General features: G+C 46.7%; 23 protein-coding genes and 1 pseudogene. 7 read left to right on the top strand and 17 right to left on the bottom strand.

Going from position 1 to position 22,633, the window contains the following annotated elements; all coding sequences use genetic code 11:
- The first annotated feature begins 56 nt into the window (after positions 1–56).
- Positions 57–950 carry a PhzF family isomerase gene (locus QUE74_RS09730; RefSeq protein ID WP_000804357.1) on the top strand — a complete coding sequence of 298 codons (894 nt, stop codon included), beginning with the start codon at positions 57–59 and terminating at the stop codon, positions 948–950.
- Positions 951–1,045: 95 nt separating this feature from the next.
- On the opposite strand, the gene nhoA is transcribed toward QUE74_RS09730, so the two are convergent.
- Positions 1,046–1,891 (bottom strand): N-hydroxyarylamine O-acetyltransferase, encoded by an 846-nt coding sequence (gene nhoA / locus QUE74_RS09725; protein WP_000187938.1) that lies wholly within the window; start codon positions 1,889–1,891, stop codon positions 1,046–1,048.
- A 174-nt stretch (positions 1,892–2,065) separates the two neighbouring features.
- On the opposite strand from nhoA, the gene QUE74_RS09720 reads away from it, so the two are divergent.
- Positions 2,066–2,635 (top strand): flavin reductase family protein, encoded by a 570-nt coding sequence (locus QUE74_RS09720; RefSeq protein WP_000085933.1) that lies wholly within the window; start codon positions 2,066–2,068, stop codon positions 2,633–2,635.
- 38 nt (positions 2,636–2,673) lie between these two features.
- On the opposite strand, the pseudogene QUE74_RS09715 reads toward QUE74_RS09720, so the two are convergent.
- From QUE74_RS09715 to QUE74_RS09675, 9 genes and pseudogenes are all read right to left on the bottom strand, one after another.
- Positions 2,674–3,069 (bottom strand): annotated as a pseudogene (locus QUE74_RS09715) (IS256 family transposase); the annotation flags it as partial.
- Positions 3,070–3,083: 14 nt separating this feature from the next.
- Positions 3,084–4,220 carry an ISAs1-like element ISEc1 family transposase gene (locus QUE74_RS09710; RefSeq protein WP_000420776.1) on the bottom strand — a complete coding sequence of 379 codons (1,137 nt, stop codon included), beginning with the start codon at positions 4,218–4,220 and terminating at the stop codon, positions 3,084–3,086.
- Positions 4,221–4,426: 206 nt separating this feature from the next.
- The gene (ltrA, locus tag QUE74_RS09705) at positions 4,427–5,749 is read right to left on the bottom strand and encodes a group II intron reverse transcriptase/maturase (protein WP_001100280.1); all 1,323 of its coding nucleotides are present in this window, start codon (positions 5,747–5,749) and stop codon (positions 4,427–4,429) included.
- A gap of 564 nt (positions 5,750–6,313) precedes the next feature.
- Entirely contained in the window at positions 6,314–7,636 is a 1,323-nt protein-coding gene (gene ltrA / locus QUE74_RS09700) for a group II intron reverse transcriptase/maturase (RefSeq protein WP_001100278.1), read from the bottom strand.
- Between the two features lie 562 nt (positions 7,637–8,198).
- Positions 8,199–8,588 (bottom strand): hypothetical protein, encoded by a 390-nt coding sequence (locus QUE74_RS09695; protein ID WP_000850032.1) that lies wholly within the window; start codon positions 8,586–8,588, stop codon positions 8,199–8,201.
- A 30-nt stretch (positions 8,589–8,618) separates the two neighbouring features.
- Positions 8,619–9,008, bottom strand: a complete 390-nt coding sequence (locus QUE74_RS09690) for a hypothetical protein (RefSeq protein ID WP_000813323.1) — start codon at positions 9,006–9,008, stop codon at positions 8,619–8,621.
- Between the two features lie 77 nt (positions 9,009–9,085).
- Positions 9,086–9,418 (bottom strand): hypothetical protein, encoded by a 333-nt coding sequence (locus QUE74_RS09685; RefSeq protein WP_024166165.1) that lies wholly within the window; start codon positions 9,416–9,418, stop codon positions 9,086–9,088.
- A gap of 21 nt (positions 9,419–9,439) precedes the next feature.
- Positions 9,440–9,640 carry a hypothetical protein gene (locus QUE74_RS09680; protein WP_001355405.1) on the bottom strand — a complete coding sequence of 67 codons (201 nt, stop codon included), beginning with the start codon at positions 9,638–9,640 and terminating at the stop codon, positions 9,440–9,442.
- A gap of 337 nt (positions 9,641–9,977) precedes the next feature.
- Positions 9,978–10,595 (bottom strand): glutathione S-transferase family protein, encoded by a 618-nt coding sequence (locus tag QUE74_RS09675; protein WP_001360615.1) that lies wholly within the window; start codon positions 10,593–10,595, stop codon positions 9,978–9,980.
- 282 nt (positions 10,596–10,877) lie between these two features.
- Here QUE74_RS09675 and ansP point away from each other — a divergent pair, with 282 nt between their 5' ends.
- A complete protein-coding gene (ansP, locus tag QUE74_RS09670; RefSeq protein ID WP_001256482.1) occupies positions 10,878–12,377 on the top strand; it encodes an L-asparagine permease in 1,500 nt (499 codons plus the stop codon).
- A gap of 114 nt (positions 12,378–12,491) precedes the next feature.
- Here ansP and yncE read toward each other — a convergent pair whose 3' ends face one another.
- Positions 12,492–13,553, bottom strand: a complete 1,062-nt coding sequence (gene yncE / locus QUE74_RS09665) for a 7-bladed beta-propeller protein YncE (protein ID WP_000550653.1) — start codon at positions 13,551–13,553, stop codon at positions 12,492–12,494.
- 241 nt (positions 13,554–13,794) lie between these two features.
- On the opposite strand from yncE, the gene pqqU reads away from it, so the two are divergent.
- A complete protein-coding gene (gene pqqU, locus QUE74_RS09660; RefSeq protein WP_000689342.1) occupies positions 13,795–15,897 on the top strand; it encodes a TonB-dependent receptor PqqU in 2,103 nt (700 codons plus the stop codon).
- 35 nt (positions 15,898–15,932) lie between these two features.
- Here pqqU and mcbR read toward each other — a convergent pair whose 3' ends face one another.
- A complete protein-coding gene (mcbR, locus tag QUE74_RS09655) occupies positions 15,933–16,598 on the bottom strand; it encodes a colanic acid/biofilm transcriptional regulator McbR (protein WP_001119578.1) in 666 nt (221 codons plus the stop codon).
- Positions 16,599–16,796: 198 nt separating this feature from the next.
- Positions 16,797–17,834 (bottom strand): NADPH-dependent curcumin/dihydrocurcumin reductase, encoded by a 1,038-nt coding sequence (gene curA, locus QUE74_RS09650; protein ID WP_001355404.1) that lies wholly within the window; start codon positions 17,832–17,834, stop codon positions 16,797–16,799.
- Positions 17,835–18,014: 180 nt separating this feature from the next.
- Between curA and QUE74_RS09645 the strand changes: the two genes are divergently transcribed.
- Both QUE74_RS09645 and QUE74_RS09640 read left to right on the top strand, forming a co-directional pair.
- Positions 18,015–18,530, top strand: a complete 516-nt coding sequence (locus tag QUE74_RS09645) for a GNAT family N-acetyltransferase (RefSeq protein ID WP_000027557.1) — start codon at positions 18,015–18,017, stop codon at positions 18,528–18,530.
- The gene (locus QUE74_RS09640) at positions 18,530–18,979 is read left to right on the top strand and encodes a DMT family transporter (protein ID WP_001076528.1); all 450 of its coding nucleotides are present in this window, start codon (positions 18,530–18,532) and stop codon (positions 18,977–18,979) included. Before QUE74_RS09645 ends, QUE74_RS09640 begins: the two co-directional genes overlap by 1 nt.
- Here QUE74_RS09640 and ydcY read toward each other — a convergent pair whose 3' ends face one another.
- Together ydcY and ortT are read right to left on the bottom strand one after the other, a co-directional pair.
- Entirely contained in the window at positions 18,980–19,213 is a 234-nt protein-coding gene (gene ydcY, locus QUE74_RS09635; protein ID WP_000018633.1) for a DUF2526 family protein YdcY, read from the bottom strand. It lies immediately after the preceding gene.
- Positions 19,214–19,298: 85 nt separating this feature from the next.
- On the bottom strand, positions 19,299–19,472 hold the full coding sequence (ortT, locus tag QUE74_RS09630) for an orphan toxin OrtT (protein WP_000061178.1): 174 nt from the start codon (positions 19,470–19,472) through the stop codon (positions 19,299–19,301).
- Between the two features lie 194 nt (positions 19,473–19,666).
- On the opposite strand from ortT, the gene yncL reads away from it, so the two are divergent.
- The gene (gene yncL, locus QUE74_RS09625; protein WP_001303494.1) at positions 19,667–19,762 is read left to right on the top strand and encodes a stress response membrane protein YncL; all 96 of its coding nucleotides are present in this window, start codon (positions 19,667–19,669) and stop codon (positions 19,760–19,762) included.
- Positions 19,763–20,161: 399 nt separating this feature from the next.
- On the opposite strand, the gene QUE74_RS09620 is transcribed toward yncL, so the two are convergent.
- Both QUE74_RS09620 and patD read right to left on the bottom strand, forming a co-directional pair.
- Positions 20,162–20,971: a CatB-related O-acetyltransferase gene (locus QUE74_RS09620; protein WP_001102745.1), complete on the bottom strand. Its 810-nt coding sequence runs from the start codon at positions 20,969–20,971 to the stop codon at positions 20,162–20,164.
- 233 nt (positions 20,972–21,204) lie between these two features.
- Positions 21,205–22,629, bottom strand: coding sequence for an aminobutyraldehyde dehydrogenase (gene patD, locus QUE74_RS09615; RefSeq protein WP_001163863.1), 1,425 nt, complete (start codon positions 22,627–22,629; stop codon positions 21,205–21,207).
- Positions 22,630–22,633 lie beyond the last annotated feature (4 nt).

The raw sequence follows: 22,633 nt of genomic DNA, 5'->3' as shown, positions 1-22,633 counted from the left end.
TTCGCTCTCCGGCCACTTGCAGGCTATGATAGTTCTCCAGCCACAGGAGAACGTTAATGAAACCGCAGGTTTATCACGTCGATGCTTTTACCGCTCAACCGTTTCGCGGCAATTCTGCCGGTGTTGTTTTTCCCGCCGATAAACTTAGCGAAGCGCAAATGCAGCTTATCGCCCGCGAATTAGGTCATTCGGAAACTGCTTTTCTGCTGCACAGCGACGACAGCGATGTACACGTTCGATACTTTACGCCAACGGTTGAAGTGCCAATTTGCGGTCACGCAACGGTGGCTGCGCACTATGTACGTTCAAAGGTATTAGGTTTGGGAAATTGCACGGTATGGCAAACGTCGCTGGCAGGAAAACATCGCGTGACTATCGAAAAGCACAACGATGATTATCGTATTTCGCTGGAACAAGGTACGCCAGGCTTTGAGCCACCGCTGGAAGGTGAAACACGTGCAGCGATTATCAACGCGCTTCATCTCACTGAAGACGATATTCTGCCAGGCTTGCCAATTCAGGTGGCAACCACAGGACACTCAAAAGTGATGATCCCGTTGAAACCAGAAGTGGATATCGACGCTCTTTCGCCTGACCTTGCTGCGCTGACCGCAATCAGCAAGCAGATTGGCTGCAATGGTTTTTTCCCGTTCCAGATCCGCCCTGGCAAAAATGAAACCGATGGTCGCATGTTCTCACCTGCGATTGGTATTGTGGAAGATCCGGTGACCGGGAATGCCAATGGCCCGATGGGCGCATGGTTGGTACATCACAACTTACTACCCCACGATGGCAGCGTGTTGCGTGTTAAAGGCCATCAGGGGCGCGCACTGGGGCGTGACGGCGTGATTGATGTGACGGTGACAATTCGAGATAACCAACCGGAGAAAGTCACCATTTCTGGCACAGCGGTGATTCTTTTCCATGCTGAATGGGCCATTGATTTTTGATACCGTTGCCTGATGCGCTTCGCTTATCAGGCCTACAACCGGGCTAATGTGGGCCGGTTGTAGGCGTTTACGCCGCATCCGGCCCCTGGCACAAACTATTTCCCCGCCTCCGGATGCGTATCAAACGCCGCCATCACCAACGCCAGTTCATCCACAGTAAAGCCATGCTTTGCGTCATCTACGCCCAGACCAAACTGCTCCTGCATCACGGCATATAACGACGCCACATCCGCTAGATTCCGCTGCTCCACTGCATGTCCATTTTCATAATGGGTGAAATGAAAATTGGTCAGTGTCAGTTTGCCACCGTCCGGCAAATGGCGGCACATCAGCAAATGATGGCGAAAATGCGATTGCGGCCAGTGCGCCGACCAGAAATTCCCCATCACATAATCACTTTGTTGTTGTTCACAGAGATCAAAACGGTACATCGACTGCCAGTGCTGATGATGATTAAACTGCAAAATCCAGTCGTTCCCTTCCTGTAACAGCCGATATTCGCCATGTGGCGTTGTTTGCGCGATATCCGCCACTAAACGAATCGGCGCAGTCAAAGTCTGCCCACCGAAACCGACATCGGCAATCCAGTGTTCGCCTTCCAGCTCCACCAACAACAAACGATGGGTACGCGGCGGTAATGCTGGCGGATTAGATAACACTACGCGCCCTAACAGACTGCGTACCTGAAAACCCAGCTCGCGTAACACCCGCTCAAACACGCCATTCTGCTCAAAGCAGTAACCACCACGCCGGGCGAGCACCAATTTCTCTTCCAGCGATTGATCATCAAGCTGCATTTCTCTCGGCAGCAAAACATCGAGATTTTCAAATGGAATGGTGCAATTGTGTTTCAGGTGTAATGCGCGCAGCGTTTCGATATTGACCGCAGCCGCTCCCGACCAGTTAATGCGGGTAAAATAGTGATTCAGAATGGGCGTCATCAGGCGTTTCCGTTTGTGGTTTTCTCAATTTATAACCTGGAATAGACGCCGCACCGGCTATTTTGTGCGATCGCGGACATGCATCACGTTCGCAAATCGCCAATCCCGTTAATTTCGTTACTTATTGCGTTACGAGCTACGCTTTTAAAACACCCTTCTTAGCGAGGCGATACCGTGAGCCGATTCATCCCCGTCGAATTACACCATGCCAGCCGTCTGTTAAACCACGGCCCCACAGTTTTGATAACAACTTTTGATGAAAAATCACAGCGACGTAATGTGATGGCTGCGGCCTGGTCGATGCCGGTGGAGTTTGAACCGCCACGTGTGGCGATTGTGGTAGATAAATCGACATGGACCAGGGAGTTGATTGAGCGTAACGGTAAATTTGGCATCGTTATCCCGGGCGTTGCGGCGACTAACTGGACGTGGGCGGTGGGAAGTGTGTCGGGTCGTGAAGAAGATAAATTTAATTGCTATGGCATTCCGGTTGTGAAAGGTCCGGTGCTTGGATTGCCGCTGGTTGAAGAGAAATGTCTGGCATGGATGGAGTGTCGATTGCTACCAGCGACTTCTGCGCAAGAAAAATACGATACGCTATTTGGCGAAGTGGTATCGGCAGCGGCAGACGCACGAGTATTTGTCGAAGGCCGCTGGCAGTTTGATGATGACAAACTCAATACACTACATCATTTAGGTGCTGGCACGTTTGTTACCAGCGGCAAGCGAGTTGCCGCTGGTTAAAGAGAGAGCGTTCAGAATTCTGTGTGACGTTAAAAATTCTACAGCGTCATCACATTATTCAGCCGCCCTTCAAAATAAATAGCTAACTGTGACAATGTCAAATTCCAGCTCTGAACTGGCATTGTCCATTTTTTCTGCGCATTCATCAGTCCCAGGTAAAGTAGCTTCAACAGGCTGTTTTCATTCGGGAAGGCACCTTTTGTTTTGGTCAGCTTTCTGAACTGCCGGTGAACTGACTCGATAGCATTGGTCGTGTAAATCACCTTACGGATACCCGCCGGATAACGGAAGTAATGCGACAGATTTTCCCATTTTCGCCGCCACGACTGAAGCACCACCGGATACTGCTGACCCCATTTCGCCTCCAGCTCGTCCAGCGCTGTTTCTGCCGCCTCCTTCGATACCGCACGGTACACCGGTTTCAGGTCGGCCATGAGCCAGGGAAAGATTACGAAAGCCCGCTCCCCGCAAGGACTGACGCCAGATACTTTCTGTCCATGGCTGCTTTTCGCATCTTACGTCTTAACCCTGCCTTGAATACCTTATCATTCGTCAAAATATTAATAGCGATGTGCCGTATCCCTGAAAATAATTCTGCTGCATTTCCTCTTCTTATTTTGCAGTCGTCTTCATTCATTACCACGTCCAGACGCCAGTGCAGCTTATTCTCCACGTGCCAGTGATTTCGGATCGCTGTGGCGAACTTCTCTGCGGTTAAATCAGCAGAACTGATATAATATCTGACCGTCATTTCTGGCTCTTTCTTTTGTTCTGCTATTATTGACCGAAAGGAGACTGCCACGCATAATTTCTTCAGACCTTTCCATTCAAACGTGAAATCAATAAGTTCATCAGGGACATCGCAAACAATATGAAGACGGATTTCTTCTCTGCCGTGACTCTTTTCACTAATTGCGTAACTGTCATGCTCTGGATTATTTAATTCTTTCAGCGGAAATTTTTCCTCGAAGGCTTTATTTAGCCGCCCCTGGTTTCCTTTTACAGCGAATAAATAATCACCTCCCTGTTTTTGTATCTTCTCTGCAATATCTTTCTGGCAACCCATCGCATCAGTTGTGATGATTTTTCCTTTAATATCCAGCATGTTAAGAAGTTCTGGGATAGCTGTAATCTCATTGGATTTCTCATCCGTCTTGATCTGTCCGATGACCAGACTGTGCATTGTTGAGAACGCACTAATGACATGAATCGCTCCCCTGCGGCGACTCTTGTCATAAGAGTGCCGGAGCGTTTTTCCATCAATTGCAATGACGTCTTTATCATCTGAAGAATGACATTCACGCATCCGGTTAATAAAGCATTCGTGAAATTTTGCAGGACTGATACATGATACAACTCTGGCAATAGTATCGTGAACAGGAATACCATTTTCAAAATCACCATATTGCTTCAAAAAATCGAGATGAGTTTCCCCGAAATCCTCTATATCTTCCCAGCCTTCTGCACCCGAAATAACGGCACAAATAGTCAACAGTAGAATATCCGATAATTTATGCTCCACTTTCCAGGCTTGTCTGTAATCGGGGATAATAGAAATATGTTCCATCAATTTTTTAAGTTCCATTTTGTTCTCCTTAATTATGTAAGGAGTATTTGATCATGTATAAGCAATAAAAAACAGCTTCAGGTAATGAGGAATATCTCAATTTTTAAACATAAAATGCGAATTGTTTAGTACAAAAAAGCAGCGTTAAGTGAGTAGGCCACCGGAACCTCCCCGACAGCCTCTCGCAGAACCGTACGTGAAACTCTCGCTTCATACGGCTCCCGTCAGGCAAACGCGCTTCCTGGTCCTGCTTTCCAGTGGGCAAACAACTCCGGCTTCTCTTTTGACAGTCTTTCCATTAGCTGACACGCCTTCGTCTTTCTATACCACAGGGTTTTATATTTCTTTCTCGCCCACGCAATCAGCGTCAGATTAATATATCTGCATACTTTCTTCATCGCTGATTTGTGGTATCTCGCGTAATAATTCAGCCACCCCGATATTATCAGATTCAGCCACTTCGCAATATCTTCGAGACTCATCTCCACCCTGCGTCTGATCCACAGTTTCCTGAGTTTTCCAATCATGCCTTTCTGCGCACGGTTACTCGCCGCCGGGCTGAAACTCGTAAAGAGGTTTCCCCGCCGGTGGTTACGTGCTCTTCGCGCTCTGAACGTATACCCCAGAAAATCAAACTGCACTGTTTCATGGTTCGCCTGTCGTTCGCTGTCTTTGCAGTAAACTATTTTCGTTTTCTCCGGATGTAATTCCAGTCCACATTCCTGAAAACGTTTTGCCAGCTTATTCAGTAATTCCTCTGCCTGTTGTTTACTGCCACAATGAATTAATCCATCATCTGCATAACGGCACCAGGGAATTTCCGGATAATGTAACGTCAGCCATTTATCAAACACATAGTGCAGAAATAAATTCGCCAGTACCGGGCTGATGACTCCACCCTGTGGCGTACCTTTATTTCTTTCCTTCAGTGTTCCATCCGGCATCTGCACCGGCGCTGTCAGCCAGCGGCGAATAGACAGTCTTACCCATTTATCCGCACAATGTTTATCTACTGCCCTGAGTAATAAATCGTGGGGGATATTATCGAATAACCCTTTAATATCAAACTCAAGACACCAGTCGTATTGCCAGCAACGTTTTCTGGTGACTGCTATTGCATCCAGCGCTGATTTTCCATGCCGGTATCCGTATGAATCATTCAGGAAATAACGCTCCACTAATGGTTCAAACGTTACCAGCACCGTCATCTGCGCTATTCTATCGCTTACTGTCGGTATTCCTAAAAGTCTTTTGCTGCCATCCTTCTTCGGAATTTCCACCGCACGCACTGGCGGCGGCATCCAGCTTCCCGACGATAACCTGTTCCAGATTTTGTACAGATTTCCTTTCAGATCCCGCTCAAAATCTTTCAGCGTCTGGTTATCCACTCCGGCAGCTCCGGCATTCGCCTTTATCCGCCGGTACGCTTCCACCACATGCAATTTACTGACCTGAAACGGTTTTGTCTGTTCACACACAGTCTCCTCCTGCCTACAGTTGGGCTGTGATGCAGACTGCCCGACGCTGTCCCTTCGCTCCACGTTCATTACAAACGCTTCCTCACTACTACGAACAGCTCTGCCCCGGTTTCGCACATCGATACTCTCATACTCATAATTTCGGTTATTTGTAATTCTCTCTTGACATTGCGACGACCGGTTCCCGTAGTTCCTGCAAAGAGCCCGATACAGCGTCATGCCTGCTATACACCGGACATCATTCACGCAGCATTCGGAATTCACCCGTAAATTAATCCCGGCGGTATCACGAAACCTCCGGTTTTGATGTCACTTAGGACTAACGACGTTTCAACACAGGTTCGGGTTTACTCATCTCACTGTATCTCACATAGGATCAGATCTCGTCTGATCGTTCCCCCTGCGCTCACTACCATGGCTCTTTACCACAGCAGCCGGGGTTGTTTGGGACCGACTTCCGACAGCAGATCCCGGTGGGCCTGCCACCATCTCTTCACAAGCTTATGCTTATTACATGCAAAACGTCCCGTTTTGCATCTTTGTGCCTACGGCACACAGTGAGTAGGCCACCGGAACCTCCCCGACAGCCTCTCGCAGAACCGTACGTGAAACTCTCGCTTCATACGGCTCCCGTCAGGCAAACGCGCTTCCTGGTCCTGCTTTCCAGTGGGCAAACAACTCCGGCTTCTCTTTTGACAGCCTTTCCATTAGCTGACACGCCTTCGTCTTTCTATACCGCAGGGTTTTATATTTCTTTCTCGCCCACGCAATCAGCGTCAGATTAATATATCTGCATACTTTCTTCATCGCTGATTTGTGGTATCTCGCGTAATAATTCAGCCACCCCGATATTATCGGATTCAGCCACTTCGCAATATCTTCGAGACTCATCTCCACCCTGCGTCTGATCCACAGTTTCCTGAGTTTTCCAATCATGCCTTTCTGCGCACGGTTACTCGCCGCCGGGCTGAAACTCGTAAAGAGGTTTCCCCGCCGGTGGTTACGTGCTCTTCGCGCTCTGAACGTATACCCCAGAAAATCAAACTGCACTGTTTCATGGTTCGCCTGTCGTTCGCTGTCTTTGCAGTAAACTATTTTCGTTTTCTCCGGATGTAATTCCAGTCCACATTCCTGAAAACGTTTTGCCAGCTTATTCAGTAATTCCTCTGCCTGTTGTTTACTGCCACAATGAATTAATCCATCATCTGCATAACGGCACCAGGGAATTTCCGGATAATGTAACGTCAGCCATTTATCAAACACATAGTGCAGAAATAAATTCGCCAGTACCGGGCTGATGACTCCACCCTGTGGCGTACCTTTATTTCTTTCCTTCAGTGTTCCATCCGGCATCTGCACCGGCGCTGTCAGCCACCGGCGAATAGACAGTCTTACCCATTTATCCGCACAATGTTTATCTACTGCCCTGAGTAATAAATCGTGGGAGATATTATCGAATAACCCTTTAATATCAAACTCAAGACACCAGTCGTATTGCCAGCAACGTTTTCTGGTGACTGCTATTGCATCCAGCGCTGATTTTCCATGCCGGTATCCGTATGAATCATTCAGGAAATAACGCTCCACTAATGGTTCAAACGTTACCAGCACCGTCATCTGCGCTATTCGATCGCTTACTGTCGGTATTCCTAAAAGTCTTTTGCTGCCATCCTTCTTCGGAATTTCCACCGCACGCACTGGCGGCGGCATCCAGCTTCCCGACGATAACCTGTTCCAGATTTTGTACAGATTTCCTTTCAGATCCCGCTCAAAATCTTTCAGCGTCTGGTTATCTACTCCGGCAGCTCCGGCATTCGCCTTTATCCGCCGGTACGCTTCCACCACATGCAATTTACTGACCTGAAACGGTTTTGTCTGTTCACACACAGCCTCCTCCTGCCTACAGTTGGGCTGTGATGCAGACTGCCCGACGCTGTCCCTTCGCTCCACGTTCATTACAAACGCTTCCTCACTACTACGAACAGCTCTGCCCCGGTTTCGCACATCGATACTCTCATACTCATAATTTCGGTTATTTGTATTTCTCTCTTGACATTGCGACGACCGGTTCCCGTAGTTCCTGCAAAGAGCCTGATACAGCGTCATGCCTGCTATACACCGGACACCATTCACGCAGCATTCGGAATTCACCCGTAAATTAATCCCGGCGGTATCACGAAACCTCCGGTTTTGATGTCACTTAGGACTAACGACGTTTCAACACAGGTTCGGGTTTACTCATCTCACTGTATCTCACATAGGATCAGATCTCGTCTGATCGTTCCCCCTGCGCTCACTACCATGGCTCTTTACCACAGCAGCCGGGGTTGTTTGGGACCGACTTCCGACAGCAGATCCCGGTGGGCCTGCCACCATCTCTTCACAAGCTTATGCTTATTACATGCAAAACGTCCCGTTTTGCATCTTTGTGCCTACGGCACACCGTGATCTTTCCCTGGGAATAAAAGAAAGTTCACTGTAGTTATTAATGATATTTACTTCTTCATTCATATTTTACCTATTTAGAAAAACATATGCTCGCTTCCTCCGTGATAGAGATAACATAATCAGGTATTATTTCAAATACAGGAGTAATTAAGTATGGTCTGGAGTAACCATTATTAAAATCCACACTATCAACTAAAAAACTAATAATGCTATCTTTGTCAGAAACAATCAATGATTCTCGGTAATAAGTTTTTTTACCTTTATTTCTCACAATATTCAGTGCAATGTAGAATCTATCGTCTATCATAATGTCAGAAAGATTTTTAACATGATCTACCCAAGTGATGCTTCGACATTGCTCTTTTTTATTGAGCATTGCAAAAAAAATATCTTCTTTCACTTTCTCACTTGGTAACTGACTTAAAGGTTTTATACCTGTAAATATAAATTTAGTTTTCATATTGGCTAATTCGTTTGAAGAGTTGCTACTTTATTCAATCCAGTAAGCTAGTCGCTCTCCAGAACTTAGATTTTCCCTTTTGTAATAAAATACCGTATCGAAATTAAGTGAAATGTTTGCCGCTATAACTTTAAACTGTAATATTGACTCGGAATAAAACTCGAGAATAATATTAGCATCATTATCATCGTTAATTATTTTTAGTTTCATAAAATCATCAAGAGGATCACAAGTCCAGTGCGTATCACCACTCATGTAAGATGGTGCATTTATTATTATTTCAAAATTATGATAGTACGAAAGATCACTACTGCCAACGATAATTAATCGCCCATTACTATAGAGATAAATTTCAAAATCTATCCAACAGTTATTTCTGTAATTACGCCTAATTTCGTCCACTACATTTTGTTGTTTCATTTTGGATTCTTGTAAAAGATAATTACTACGCATTGACTAAGTGAAATATTATCTTCTATAGATCGTATCTGTAAAATTTAAAATGTGTTAACTTCACTTCTTAATAATACAAATTCCTCCAGGCTTAATATTTTATTTTTTAATTCATCATGCCTGATCGTATCATTGATATAGAGAAGATAAGTATACTCAGGATAATCGACCTCATCCACTACGCCATCCAAAACATCATAATTTTCTTTTAGAAGAAAATGTTCATGTCTTTTGTCTCCGGGCAATAAATAGATTCCGCCATAATAAAGGCTTTCTTTCTCTTTAAATGTGATTTTTATCAGATCTTCTAACATCTTCTGCGCATCATATATTTCCACCCCATAATATCCATACAAGTCATAATAACCCATTCCCATTTCACCTGTTTGAATTTGTATTCATTCACCCTCACGGGATTTACCAATTACATTCAGCAGTGGCATTAAATGTAATGTTACAAAACTATCACATCTTTCCTGAATTATCATTTGGATATAATGTTTTGTGTCATTGCTACCATATTCAGCCATATAGAATATTACTGCGTCCATTATATCTCTTTCATAGTTTTCTAATGCATCAACAAATACATCAACCAAAGTATTAACGTCTTTACTTGATGGATGCTCTGAAAGATTATTTTCATTTGTGAGAATCTGAATCGTACCATTACGATTCTCTTAGAAATATCATTAAATACGCTACCGCCCTACCCTGATAACATGATCTGCACTGCGTTATCATATCGACATGTTTCTCTATATGCGAAGAGATGTTTTATTTTCGGATTAAATTAAATTGATATTCAATATAAAATACAGAATCACATCAGCGACATAAATAGTTGTAACAACTTCAATTACCATTCATAGCAAACAAATAGACGTCCAGTTAACTTTGCCGGTGATTTATTAACATTAATCTCCGGCATTGTTGTTAAATAATGGCATTCCTTTTTAGTACTTCTTGTAACTTTGGTATCTGACATACAGCATCAGCAATCGCACTGATATTCGTGGCATTATCCTGAAACCATTCATGCCCAGGCCCCCATGTGCGCATTGTGCAAAGATAACAGTCCACCAGCGTGAGTTGCTCTCCAAACACATACGGTTCAGCAGTCAATTGTGAATTCAGCCAGATATAAAGCGATTTGCGATATTCAATAACATTCTTCTTCAACTGTTCAGGTGCGTCGGGGACCCAACGTTCAGGGTAATCGGCGAAGGTAAACGTTGGATAGACATTAGCGACCAGCCAGACCAATAGCCGTTGAAACTGCTGACGTTCGGCACGCCCAACTGGTGGCGCAAGATCCGGGCTGCGGTCGAGCACCATTAGCGCAATAGCCGCGCTTTCGGTCATAATCTCGCCATTTTCCAGCGCCAGTGTCGGAACCTGACATAGCGGATTGAGCTTTTGCAATAGCTCACGCGCAATACCTTCACTGTCAAAACCGCTGACATCAACAAACTTATAGGGAATATCTGCCAGCGTAAGCATGAGTTCGCTGATTGTAGAACCCCATCCCGGCACGCCATACATCTTTAACATAGCGCCTCCAAAACGCCTAAAAGCTTAAGTGTAGAACACCCATTTCACACGGCGTTGAGGGGCCAGAAGCGCCTTTCTGACTCTTTTATAACCACACACCTGAATTACCCCCCTAATTTATATGGTTATTTTTTGCATCGTTTCCCGAATGAAGGTAGGATTCTGCGCCGACAGACATATACCCATAAAGAATAACGGTTAGCGCTGTCATAGTTACCGTGAATAAAGAATGTATTTGTGGTAACGAGAAACGTTAATTCATGAAGATCATCAGGGAGCGCAATGAGATCACATAACAACGACGTAACTGATCAACACGCCGCGAAACGCCGCTGGCTTAATGCCCACGAAGAGGGGTATCACAAAGCGATGGGCAATCGCCAGGTACAGATGATCGCCATTGGCGGCGCGATTGGCACCGGCTTGTTTTTAGGTGCAGGAGCCCGACTGCAAATGGCGGGGCCAGCACTGGCACTGGTCTATTTAATCTGCGGCCTGTTTTCATTTTTTATTCTGCGTGCATTGGGTGAGCTGGTGCTACACCGCCCTTCCAGTGGCAGTTTTGTCTCTTATGCCCGTGAGTTTTTAGGAGAGAAAGCCGCTTACGTTGCAGGCTGGATGTACTTCATCAACTGGGCGATGACGGGGATTGTCGATATTACCGCCGTCGCTCTGTATATGCATTACTGGGGTGCGTTTGGCGGCGTGCCGCAGTGGGTCTTTGCGCTCGCTGCGCTGACCATCGTTGGCACCATGAATATGATTGGTGTGAAATGGTTTGCGGAGATGGAGTTCTGGTTTGCGCTTATTAAAGTGCTCGCCATCGTGACCTTTTTGGTCGTGGGTACAGTGTTCCTCGGTAGCGGTCAGCCGCTGGATGGCAACACCACTGGCTTTCATTTAATTACCGATAATGGCGGCTTCTTCCCCCACGGTTTACTGCCTGCGCTGGTATTGATTCAGGGCGTAGTGTTTGCTTTTGCCTCTATTGAAATGGTTGGAACAGCTGCCGGAGAATGTAAAGATCCGCAGACCATGGTGCCTAAAGCCATTAACAGTGTGATTTGGCGTATTGGCCTGTTTTACGTCGGCTCCGTGGTGTTGCTGGTTATGTTATTACCGTGGAGCGCGTATCAGGCGGGGCAAAGTCCGTTCGTGACGTTTTTCTCTAAACTGGGCGTGCCTTACATCGGCAGCATTATGAACATTGTGGTACTGACTGCTGCCCTCTCCAGCCTGAACTCAGGTCTGTACTGCACCGGGCGTATTCTGCGCTCAATGGCGATGGGCGGCTCTGCACCAAGTTTCATGGCGAAAATGAGTCGTCAGCATGTGCCGTATGCCGGGATCCTGGCGACGCTGGTCGTTTATGTTGTTGGCGTATTCCTTAACTATCTGGTGCCGTCGCGCGTATTTGAGATTGTGTTGAACTTCGCGTCGCTGGGAATCATCGCTTCATGGGCGTTTATCATCGTGTGCCAGATGCGCCTGCGTAAAGCGATTAAAGAAGGCAAAGCAGCGGATGTCAGTTTTAAACTCCCAGGTGCGCCCTTTACGTCGTGGCTGACATTACTGTTTTTACTGAGCGTCCTGGTGCTGATGGCGTTCGATTACCCGAACGGGACTTATACCATCGCTGCGCTGCCGATTATTGGCCTTCTGCTGGTTGTAGGTTGGTTTGGTGTACGCAAACGCGTTGCAGAAATACACAGCACTGCGCCAGTCGTCGAGGAAGATGAAGAAAAACAGGAAATTGTGTTTAAGCCTGAAACGGCGAGCTAATTGCAAAATTGCCCGGCTACGTGCCGGGCAAATTTAGATTACTGACGAAGGTGTGCCGCATGCGGCGTGATAAAAGTCAGGCAAGTCTCTCCGTTTTCACCCTCGCCATATCTATTACAGCGCAATACGAATCACATCGTCTGGCTGGGTAGCTTCCTGCTGTTTAGTGGATTTTTGTTTCACACTGACATACAGCGTTTTGCCATCGGCAGACAGCGCCAGGCTGTTTGGATGAGTCGGCGTATCGAACGTTTTCACCACTTTATAGCTTTTCGCGTCAATCACACTGACTTTACCTGCCTGACGATGCGTTACGTAGGCTTCATTACGCGCTGGGTTAAACAGCACAGCCAGTGATTCCGGTGCCGCAACCTTCGCCAGAATATTGCCATTACGGGTATCGACCACTAGCACTTCTGCCGCTTTAGAATCGGTGATAAATGCACGCTGCCTGGCGGTATCGAGGCTGATGTTGATAAAGAAGTGCTCTTTGCCATCATCCAGCAGCTTTTTACGGCTGAGGATTTTATTGTCGGCGGTGTCGATGGTAATCAATTCACCATCGGCATTAGTGGTGTAAAGACGTTTGCCTTTGCTATCCAGCGCCAGACCGGTACTCATTTTACCGGTGTTCTGGATGGCGGTTTTCAGTTTGATATTCTCGCCATCAACGACCCAAATCACGCTCTCTTTACCAATACCACTGATGTAAACGGTGTTCGTGGCATCATCAGCTACCAGCTCACGCGGTTGCAGCGGGCGCACCTCTTCCGTGCGCTTACGATCATCCAGCACCAGACGGCCTTTCACTTCGCCCGTTTTGGCATCTATCGCCGTGACCGCGCTGTTTACGGTGTTACCAAACCACAACGTCTGAGTCGTGTTATTGATGGTGGCACCAAACGGCTTGAGATCGTTATGGATCGCCTGAGTTACCTCCAGAGTGACCGGATCGAGACGATAAACCACCCCGCCTTTATCCAGTTTGCGGCTTTGTGAAGTAGCGAGCCACAGCGCGTTTTCCTGCTGGCTATAAGCCATTTCGTAGGCACCTTTACCTACCGCTTTACGCAGCATTTCTTCTGCGGCCTGCGTACTGAATGATGAAGCAATAAGCAATGAACCTAACAGTAATGAACCACGCAGGCGCGATGAAAACAGATGACGTAAATGCATGACGACTCCCTTTGATGAACCGATATTTTTGCTGCTTCACAATGCTTCGCTAAGCGTAATCATCGTTACGCTCTTGTTATAAATGGGAATGGTAATCATTATTTTCTCAAATGTGGAGCATTTCTTGCCGTTACGACTACAATTTTCTCAATTACTTAACGTATTGTGCCGTTTCATTTTCCATAAATTTACAATTTCATTACCATGACGGCGTTTTCCCATTCTTAACCTGGCTTTTTTCATGAAGATTTTTTCCGTCCGACAGACCGTTTTGCCCGCACTGCTTGTCCTTTCCCCCGTTGTTTTTGCCGCTGATGAACAGACTATGATTGTCAGTGCCGCACCGCAGGTGGTTTCAGAACTGGATACCCCAGCAGCAGTAAGCGTGGTGGATGGCGAGGAGATGCGCCTGGCAACACCGCGCATTAACTTGTCCGAATCACTGACCGGCGTGCCTGGTTTGCAGGTACAAAACCGGCAGAACTATGCGCAAGATTTACAGCTGTCGATTCGCGGATTTGGCTCCCGCTCCACTTACGGTATTCGCGGTATTCGCCTGTATGTGGACGGTATTCCCGCCACCATGCCCGACGGGCAAGGGCAAACATCCAACATCGATTTAAGCAGTGTGCAAAATGTGGAAGTGCTGCGTGGCCCCTTCTCTGCCCTGTATGGCAACGCGTCTGGCGGTGTAATGAATGTCACCACCCAGACCGGACAACAGCCACCAACCATTGAAGCCAGTAGTTACTACGGCAGTTTTGGCAGCTGGCGCTATGGGCTGAAAGCAACGGGCGCAACGGGAGACGGCACACAGCCCGGTGATGTCGATTACACCGTCTCAACCACGCGTTTTACGACCCATGGCTATCGTGATCATAGTGGCGCACAGAAAAATTTAGCCAATGCCAAACTGGGCGTTCGCATTGATGACGCCAGCAAATTAAGCCTGATTTTCAATAGTGTGGATATCAAAGCAGATGATCCTGGTGGTTTAACAGAAGCAGAATGGAAGGCGAATCCGCAACAAGCGCCACGCGCTGAACAGTACGACACGCGAAAAACCATCAAGCAAACTCAGGCTGGGTTGCGCTATGAACGTAGCCTAAGTTCGCAGGATGATATGAGTGTGATGATGTATGCCGGAGAACGAGAAACGACCCAGTACCAGTCAATCCCAATGGCCCCCCAACTTAACCCATCGCATGCGGGCGGTGTGATTACTCTACAACGTCATTACCAGGGGATAGACAGCCGCTGGACACACCGTGGCGAACTGGGTGTTCCGGTCACGTTCACTACCGGCCTGAACTACGAAAACATGAGTGAAAACCGTAAAGGCTACAACAACTTCCGCCTGAACAGCGGTGTGCCGGAGTACGGGCAAAAAGGTGAGTTGCGCCGCGACGAACGCAATCTGATGTGGAACGTCGATCCTTATTTACAAACGCAGTGGCAGCTGAGCGAAAAACTGTCGCTGGATGCTGGCGTGCGCTACAGCTCCGTATGGTTTGATTCCAACGATCATTACGTTACTCCGGGTAACGGCGATGACAGTGGTGATGCCAGTTATCACAAATGGCTACCAGCCGGATCGTTAAAATATGCAATGACCGATGCCTGGAATATCTATCTGGCAGCCGGGCGTGGTTTTGAAACGCCGACGATTAATGAGCTGTCTTATCGTGCTGACGGTCAAAGCGGTATGAACTTTGGTTTAAAACCATCCACCAACGATACAATTGAGATCGGCAGTAAAACGCGTATTGGTGATGGGCTGCTTAGTCTCGCATTGTTCCAGACCGACACCGATGATGAAATTGTTGTCGATAGCAGTAGCGGTGGACGTACGACTTATAAAAATGCCGGAAAGACCCGTCGTCAAGGTGCTGAGCTGGCATGGGATCAACGTTTCGCGGGAGATTTTCGCATAAAAGCGTCCTGGACCTGGCTTGATGCGACCTATCGCAGCAATGTTTGCAATGATCAAGATTGTAACGGTAACCGGATGCCGGGGATCGCCCGTAATATGGGCTTTTCGTCGATAGGTTATGTACCGGAAGATGGCTGGTATGCAGGTACGGAAGCGCGTTATATGGGCGATATTATGGCCGATGATGAAAATACGGCAAAAGCGCCGTCTTATACTCTCGTCGGCTTATTCTCCGGGTATAAATACAATTACCACAATTTAACTGTGGATTTATTTGGTCGTGTCGATAATTTATTCGATAAAGAATACGTTGGTTCTGTCATTGTCAATGAGTCGAACGGGCGATATTACGAACCTGCGCCCGGGCGAAATTATGGTATCGGCGTGAATGTTGCGTGGCGATTTGAGTGATTATCTTGATGCCCGGTATTTGCCGGGCATTTAATTTAACGATTATATTGCTGGTATAACATAGCAACATTTTGTTGCATAATTTCAGCAAGACAATGTCTGCATCGCTCTTTGTCTTTTACTTTCAACGCGGCGAGTAGTTCATGATAGCTTTCTATACGATCCTGTAATTCCGCTGGATTAATCGCTTCATAAAGATAATGTAAACCAGGTCCCATCCTGACCCACAGTTGCTCAATCATCTCACACAGGATGGGCATATTTGAACGATGATAAATCGCTAAGCGAAATAACCTGTTCGCATTAATGATTTGTTCCATGTCGCCCTTTTCTTGCGCCTGCTGTAATTTCTCGAGCAATTCCTCTAGTTCCGCCAGGTCTTGCGGGGTGAGGTATTCAACAGCCAGAGTAACTGCCATTAATTCCAGCTCGTAGCGGATCCGATTGATTTCGTCTAATTGACGTTTCCCCACTTCCGGAACTGTAAATGCTTGCGCTGGTGCGACAGAAAGCGCATTCACCGAAACCAGACGTAATAATGCTTCACGCACAGGTGTAATACTCATACCTAATTGCTCCGCCAGATTTTTAGTAATCAGGCGTGCGCCAGGTTTTAGTGCGCCAATACTTAGTTGATGTTTCAGGTCGTTCTCAACCTGCATAGTCAAACTGACATGTTTCATTTTTTCCGTTCCAGGCATTTTACTTCCTTCGCGTGTTTTCTTTCCGACCCTGCCTGCATAGCAGAAGGCGTTCACCTGGTGTGTTAAAATGAATAATCATAAGCCACTCACCTTTGTAGTTATTAGCAGCAGAACAATGATGTGGTCAGTTAATTAAAGCTGAAAATAAGCTTTTTGCCTGGATTTTTATGGCGGCCTTACGCCGCCGTTGAAACTTTAATCATCATCCGCCACGCGGATCACCACTTTGCCAAAGTTTTTACCCTTCAGCAGGCCGATAAACGTCTGTGGGGCGTTCTCCAAACCGTTGGTAATTTGTTCACGATAGTGAATTTTCCCCTCTTTCACCCATTGTCCCATCTCCTGCTGAAACTCATGGATACGGTGACCATAATCCTGACCAATAATAAACCCTTGCAAGCGAATGCGTTTTTTCAGCACCGTTGCCATCAACAGGGGTAAACGATCCGGACCGGGTGGTAGCTCTGTAGCGTTATAGCTGCTCACTAAGCCGCAGACGGGAATGCGCGCGGATGTATTGAGTAACGGTAGCACCGCATCAAATACCTTACCGCCAACGTTTTCATAATAAATATCGATACCTTTTGGGCACGCTTTCGCCAGTTGCTCGGCAAAATCATCCGCGTGATGGTCAAGGCAGACATCGAAGCCCAACACCTCGGTAGCATGGCGGCATTTTTCCGCGCCACCAGCTACCCCCACCACTCTGCAACCTTTAAGTTTGCCGATTTGCCCCACCGTCGCCCCCACTGGTCCTGTCGCTGCAGCTACCACCAACGTTTCGCCTTCTTTGGGCTGACCGATATCCAGCAGGCCCATATAAGCGGTAAAGCCTGGCATCCCCAGCACACCCAGCGACCACGATGGATTTTGCGGATGATCGCCAAGTTTCACCAAATCATCACCACTGGATATGTCATAGTCCTGCCATCCACTGTAGCCCAGCACCCAGTCACCAGGCTGGTAATCAGGATGATTTGACTCCACGACACGGCTCACCGTACCGCCGACTATCACGCCGTCAATGTCAACCGGCGGTGAATAAGATGGCTCATCGCTCATACGTCCACGCATATACGGGTCCAGTGACAAATAAACTGTGCGCAGTAATACCTGTCCTTCACCCGGTGTGGCGACATCATCTTCTTCAAGACGAAAATTCTCCGGAACCGGCGCGCCATGCGGACGCGAGGCCAGAACCCAACGGCGGTTACGCTGCTTTTGTTGCCCCATAATGCTCTCCTGTGCTTTTGGCATGAATCCATCAATAGTAGCAGGCTCGCAGGATTGGTTTTGTTTGCAGTCGTCACATCCCCTCTGCAACACGCAATAATTTCATCGAGGAATCCGTTGCTTCGGGCTGTTTTCGATAGTATTGATAACGTCATTATCATTATTTTATCGAGGCCAGACATGTCCATCCGTTTTGCCCGCAAAGCCGACTGTGCTGCCATTGCGGAAATTTATAACCACGCCGTGTTGTATACGGCGGCTATCTGGAATGACCAAACGGTGGATGCAGATAACCGCATTGCCTGGTTTGAAGCGCGGACCATAGCAGGTTATCCGGTGCTGGTGAGTGAAGAAGATGGCGTGGTGACGGGATATGCCTCGTTTGGCGACTGGCGTAGTTTCGATGGTTTTCGCCATACCGTGGAGCATTCGGTTTATGTCCATCCTGATCATCAGGGCAAAGGTCTTGGGCGTAAATTGTTAAGCCGATTGATTGATGAAGCGCGGGATTGCGGGAAGCATGTTATGGTCGCCGGGATCGAATCGCAAAATCAGGCTTCGCTGCATCTCCACCAGTCGCTGGGATTTGTCATCACCGCACAAATGCCGCAGGTGGGCACTAAATTTGGGCGCTGGCTGGATCTGACATTTATGCAGTTGCAACTCGACGAACGCAGTGAACCGGACGCAATCTGATGAATCAGTCGCTTACCCTTGCCTTTTTGATTGCCGCAGGGATTGGTCTGGTCGTCCAGAACACGCTAATGGTGCGCATCACCCAGACCTCCTCTACCATTCTCATCGCCATGTTGCTGAACTCACTGGTAGGGATTGTGCTCTTTGTTTCTATTTTATGGTTTAAACAAGGCATGGCGGGGTTTGGCGAACTGGTGTCCAGCGTACGCTGGTGGACACTTATACCCGGCTTGCTGGGATCTTTTTTTGTCTTCGCCAGTATCAGCGGATATCAGAATTTGGGAGCGGCGACAACTATTGCAGTACTGGTCGCCAGCCAACTGATTGGTGGTCTGGTGCTGGATATCTTCCGCAGTCATGGCGTACCACTACGGGCGTTGATCGGCCCAATTTGTGGCGCAATTTTACTTGTGGTTGGTGCCTGGCTGGTGGCCAGGCGCACATTTTAATCAGAGGATGGTGCCGCCTTTGGTTAACTGTTCGTGGCGCGCTTCCATATCTTCTTTATGCTTGCGACCGTGATGGGCGATCGCTGTGCGCAGACGCTGCTGCTGGGTGTAGCGATCTTCCCGACTTAACTCCGCGTCATCGCTCAGGGCGATTAATAATTCGTTCATATGGGCAATGACGCTCTCTTCAATCGCGGCATCCACGCGCGCGATGACTTCATCCAGATGCGACATACTTTCTCCTAAGCCACTTGTGAAATTTATCGATTCATCCAAATGATATAAGTCTGCGTGGTGCCGTCAAGCCAGTGCGTAAGATTTAAAACAGTGAAAACAACAGCGCCACCGGGAAACTCATCGGCCATGTTGCCCCCACCAGAAAGGCGCTTAAGAAACGGATGCGTTTCTTATCGTGAGAAAGAAACCAGGTGATAAGAAATGCGATTGCTGCCATAACCGCATAAAAAACAAGCATGTGTTGATAGAGAGACATGTACGGGCGTCCAGCCAGATGAATAAAACGCGCGCAAATATGCGTCATTTTTTGACGTGCATCAAGTTTTTTCACCAGTTTGAGAAAAAATCATCAAACAGCAACTTGCCCTTATCCATCTTCAGAATGAGTATTATTGCGGATTTTCTTAACCCGTACTATACACATAGGGGCAATGATAAAAGGTGGCAAAAATGAATGTTTCCAGTAGAACTGTAGTACTGATAAATGTCTTTGCTGCTGTTGGTTTGTTTACTCTTATCTCTATGAGATTTGGCTGGTTTATTTGATGTAGTGATTTTGCACGCAGCACGTACTGTCAGAGAAATCACTGCTCTGACAGTACGCAAGATCATCTCATACTCTCCAGGTTTACAACATTATCCTTAATATTTACTTCTTTTTGCTGACATCTACATTGAAATAAGTAGAAAACATCCCCCTCCTATCGTCCTTACAGACAGCTTACTGATTCAAAGGGAACTTTGTTTTCACATTTTTCTATCATCATTACTTTAGACGCGCGGGGTCTATAAATGCTTTGTACTTTCAGGGAATAAAGTAAATATAAAAAGATGGCATAAAGTTTATGCATGGCAGGATGTTTGCAACCTCCTTGAGGACGCTGTCCCATTGAAATTGCAAACCCCGCACTGGTTATCTGCCCATTTATCATGTAAAACAGACAATTATAGGTCTCTGAATATCTCAGAAAGATTGAATTTTTTATAGTCCCTCTCTTGGATATTTCCATTTGATATCAATCGATTCATCTCTTCAACAAAATAATTTATATCATCACATTTGTTATTATCCGGAAGATCTGAATAATTATAATTCCACCACTTTATTCTCAACAATTCATCAATAATATTTGAATCAAATCTAAATCTGATTATTTTTGCAGGAACTCCTGCAACTATGGCATATGGTGGCACATCTTTGGTAACAACGGAATTGGCAGCAATAACAGCACCATCACCTATTGCGATGCCACCTTTCAATACAACATCATTTCCTATCCAGACATCGTTTCCTATAATCGGATTTTCAGGTTTGGTAATGAATGGTTTCAATGTCCATGGCCGTTCGAACTCACTCAAGGCAAATTTATCAAATTCACCGTTATAAGTCATCATGTGAGTAGTAAAACGATTCATAGGATGATTTCCACCCATTATTTTTACATTTGATGCAATACTACAAAATCGTCCTATATGTATATTCCCTGAAAAATGACAAGTTGGAAATGAAAATGCACCTACACTGGAAAAATTTTTTACAGGCATTGTTGAATATTCTTCAGCAATAACATTCTCTTCAATTGATATTTTGTCACCTTTTGAGAAAAGAAATAAATTCCTTTCTTTGTAAGACTTCTTCCCTTTATGATTTAAAAATATTTTATTATCCATGCAAAATTCAAAGTGTTTTTTCGTCCACCTAAAGGTAATGGTTTTATTTTTATCTTCCGTGAATTTATATAACTGTACGTTCATACTAAAGACATCTACTTTTACTTATAAATTATTAGTTGAATAACGATACTCTAAAGTCTTCTATGAATCAACCATGACAGGATGAAAAATCACCATCATACCTTTAGCGCATAATAGTCGTCTAACTTTTCCACTCGTTTTAATGTATTCATTCTTATTAATCGCCAATGACTCAAAACTTCAAACGATAGTGGCCATCATATAATTTCATATAACAGCCACTAACATTTAACTTAATGTTTAACCATGACATGGCGGACGACGGTGTAATCCTCCAGCCCATAAAGTGACATATCCTTGCCGTAACCAGAAAGTTTCTGTCCACCGTGCGGCATTTCACTTACCAGCATAAAATGGGTATTGACCCAGGTACAACCATATTGCAGCCGTGCGCTGACACGATGCGCCCTGCCCACATCTTTAGTCCATACCGAAGATGCAAGTCCGTACTGGCTGTCATTCGCCCAGTTCACCACCTGTTCTTCATTGTCAAAGGCCGTCACGCTCACCACCGGACCAAATACCTCTTTTTGCACGATGGCATCGTCCTGTAACGCGCCAGCCAGCAGCGTAGGCGCATAGTAATAACCATTACCCTTGCGCTTTTCACCACCGGTGATCACTTTGATGTGCCCTGTCTCTTTCGCCTCTTCTACCGCCTTGCTGACACGTTCGAGATGTGCCAGCGAACTTAACGGTCCAAGCTCCGTGGACTCGTCATCCGGCGCACCAGATTTTAACGTTGCCACTGCAGCACCGAGTTTTTCCACCAGCGTATCGTAAATACCTTTTTGCGCGTAGATCCGACAAGCCGCAGTACAATCCTGTCCGGCATTGTAATAGCCAAAAGTGCGAACACCTTCGACCACTGCTTCAATATCAGCATCATCAAAAACAATCACTGGCGCTTTGCCACCAAGTTCCATATGAGTACGCTTAATAGACGGCGCTGTATGGCTGATGATGTGCTCGCCGGTGGCGATAGAGCCCGTCAGCGACACCATCCGCACTTTGGGATGTCCGGTCAGCGGATCGCCCACTGTTTTGCCTCTGCCAAACAGCACATTAATCACGCCAGCCGGGAAGATATCTTTCGCCAGTTCAGCCAGCTTCAACGCTGTCAGCGGCGTAATTTCTGATGGTTTAAGCACTACGCAGTTCCCTGCCGCCAGCGCCGGAGCCAGTTTCCACGCGGCCATCATCAGCGGATAATTCCACGGTGCGATAGAAGCCACGACCCCCAACGGATCCCGACGGATCATTGAAGTATGACCTTCAAGGTATTCGCCGGCCGCCAGACCATTGAGGCAGCGCGCCGCCCCGGCGAAAAAGCGAAAGACATCGACAATCGCCGGAATTTCATCATTGAACGCACTATGCAGCGGTTTGCCACAATTACGGGACTCCAATTCGGCAAAAACCTGACCATTTTCTTCAATAACATCGGCCAGTTTCAGCAGGCATTCCGCACGCGCTTTCGGCGTGGTTTGCCCCCATTCGGCAAATGCTGCATCTGCCGCGCGAACAGCAGCATCCACCTGCTCTGCGGATGCCTCGGCAATCTCCAGTAAAACGTCCCCCGTTGCCGGATTATAGACAGGCTGTTTTTCCCCTTCGCCGCTAACCAGTTCTCCGTTAATCAGTAACTTATGTTGCATAGCA

Source organism: Escherichia sp. 10290 (assembly GCF_030295155.1).
GTDB classification, from domain to species: domain Bacteria; phylum Pseudomonadota; class Gammaproteobacteria; order Enterobacterales; family Enterobacteriaceae; genus Escherichia; species Escherichia coli_F.
This window is presented reverse-complemented; position numbering and strand designations above follow the sequence as displayed.

Bases quoted from the DNA above. Each gene is read 5' to 3' on its own strand.
- QUE74_RS09685 (WP_024166165.1), bottom strand. From the start codon at position 9,418: ATGGGAATGGGTTATTATGACTTGTATGGATATTATGGGGTGGAAATA.
- ortT (WP_000061178.1), bottom strand. From the start codon at position 19,472: ATGTCTCTCTATCAACACATGCTTGTTTTTTATGCGGTTATGGCAGCA.
- QUE74_RS09675 (WP_001360615.1), bottom strand. From the start codon at position 10,595: ATGTTAAAGATGTATGGCGTGCCGGGATGGGGTTCTACAATCAGCGAA.
- yncL (WP_001303494.1), top strand. From the start codon at position 19,667: ATGAATGTTTCCAGTAGAACTGTAGTACTGATAAATGTCTTTGCTGCT.
- ltrA (WP_001100278.1), bottom strand. From the start codon at position 7,636: ATGAACGTGGAGCGAAGGGACAGCGTCGGGCAGTCTGCATCACAGCCC.
- QUE74_RS09620 (WP_001102745.1), bottom strand. From the start codon at position 20,971: ATGAACGTACAGTTATATAAATTCACGGAAGATAAAAATAAAACCATT.
- curA (WP_001355404.1), bottom strand. From the start codon at position 17,834: ATGGGGCAACAAAAGCAGCGTAACCGCCGTTGGGTTCTGGCCTCGCGT.
- mcbR (WP_001119578.1), bottom strand. From the start codon at position 16,598: ATGCCTGGAACGGAAAAAATGAAACATGTCAGTTTGACTATGCAGGTT.
- ydcY (WP_000018633.1), bottom strand. From the start codon at position 19,213: ATGTCGCATCTGGATGAAGTCATCGCGCGCGTGGATGCCGCGATTGAA.
- nhoA (WP_000187938.1), bottom strand. From the start codon at position 1,891: ATGACGCCCATTCTGAATCACTATTTTACCCGCATTAACTGGTCGGGA.
- yncE (WP_000550653.1), bottom strand. From the start codon at position 13,553: ATGCATTTACGTCATCTGTTTTCATCGCGCCTGCGTGGTTCATTACTG.
- QUE74_RS09690 (WP_000813323.1), bottom strand. From the start codon at position 9,008: ATGAAACAACAAAATGTAGTGGACGAAATTAGGCGTAATTACAGAAAT.
- QUE74_RS09730 (WP_000804357.1), top strand. From the start codon at position 57: ATGAAACCGCAGGTTTATCACGTCGATGCTTTTACCGCTCAACCGTTT.
- ltrA (WP_001100280.1), bottom strand. From the start codon at position 5,749: ATGAACGTGGAGCGAAGGGACAGCGTCGGGCAGTCTGCATCACAGCCC.
- pqqU (WP_000689342.1), top strand. From the start codon at position 13,795: ATGAAGATTTTTTCCGTCCGACAGACCGTTTTGCCCGCACTGCTTGTC.
- QUE74_RS09640 (WP_001076528.1), top strand. From the start codon at position 18,530: ATGAATCAGTCGCTTACCCTTGCCTTTTTGATTGCCGCAGGGATTGGT.
- QUE74_RS09710 (WP_000420776.1), bottom strand. From the start codon at position 4,220: ATGGAACTTAAAAAATTGATGGAACATATTTCTATTATCCCCGATTAC.
- ansP (WP_001256482.1), top strand. From the start codon at position 10,878: ATGAGATCACATAACAACGACGTAACTGATCAACACGCCGCGAAACGC.
- QUE74_RS09695 (WP_000850032.1), bottom strand. From the start codon at position 8,588: ATGAAAACTAAATTTATATTTACAGGTATAAAACCTTTAAGTCAGTTA.
- QUE74_RS09645 (WP_000027557.1), top strand. From the start codon at position 18,015: ATGTCCATCCGTTTTGCCCGCAAAGCCGACTGTGCTGCCATTGCGGAA.
- patD (WP_001163863.1), bottom strand. From the start codon at position 22,629: ATGCAACATAAGTTACTGATTAACGGAGAACTGGTTAGCGGCGAAGGG.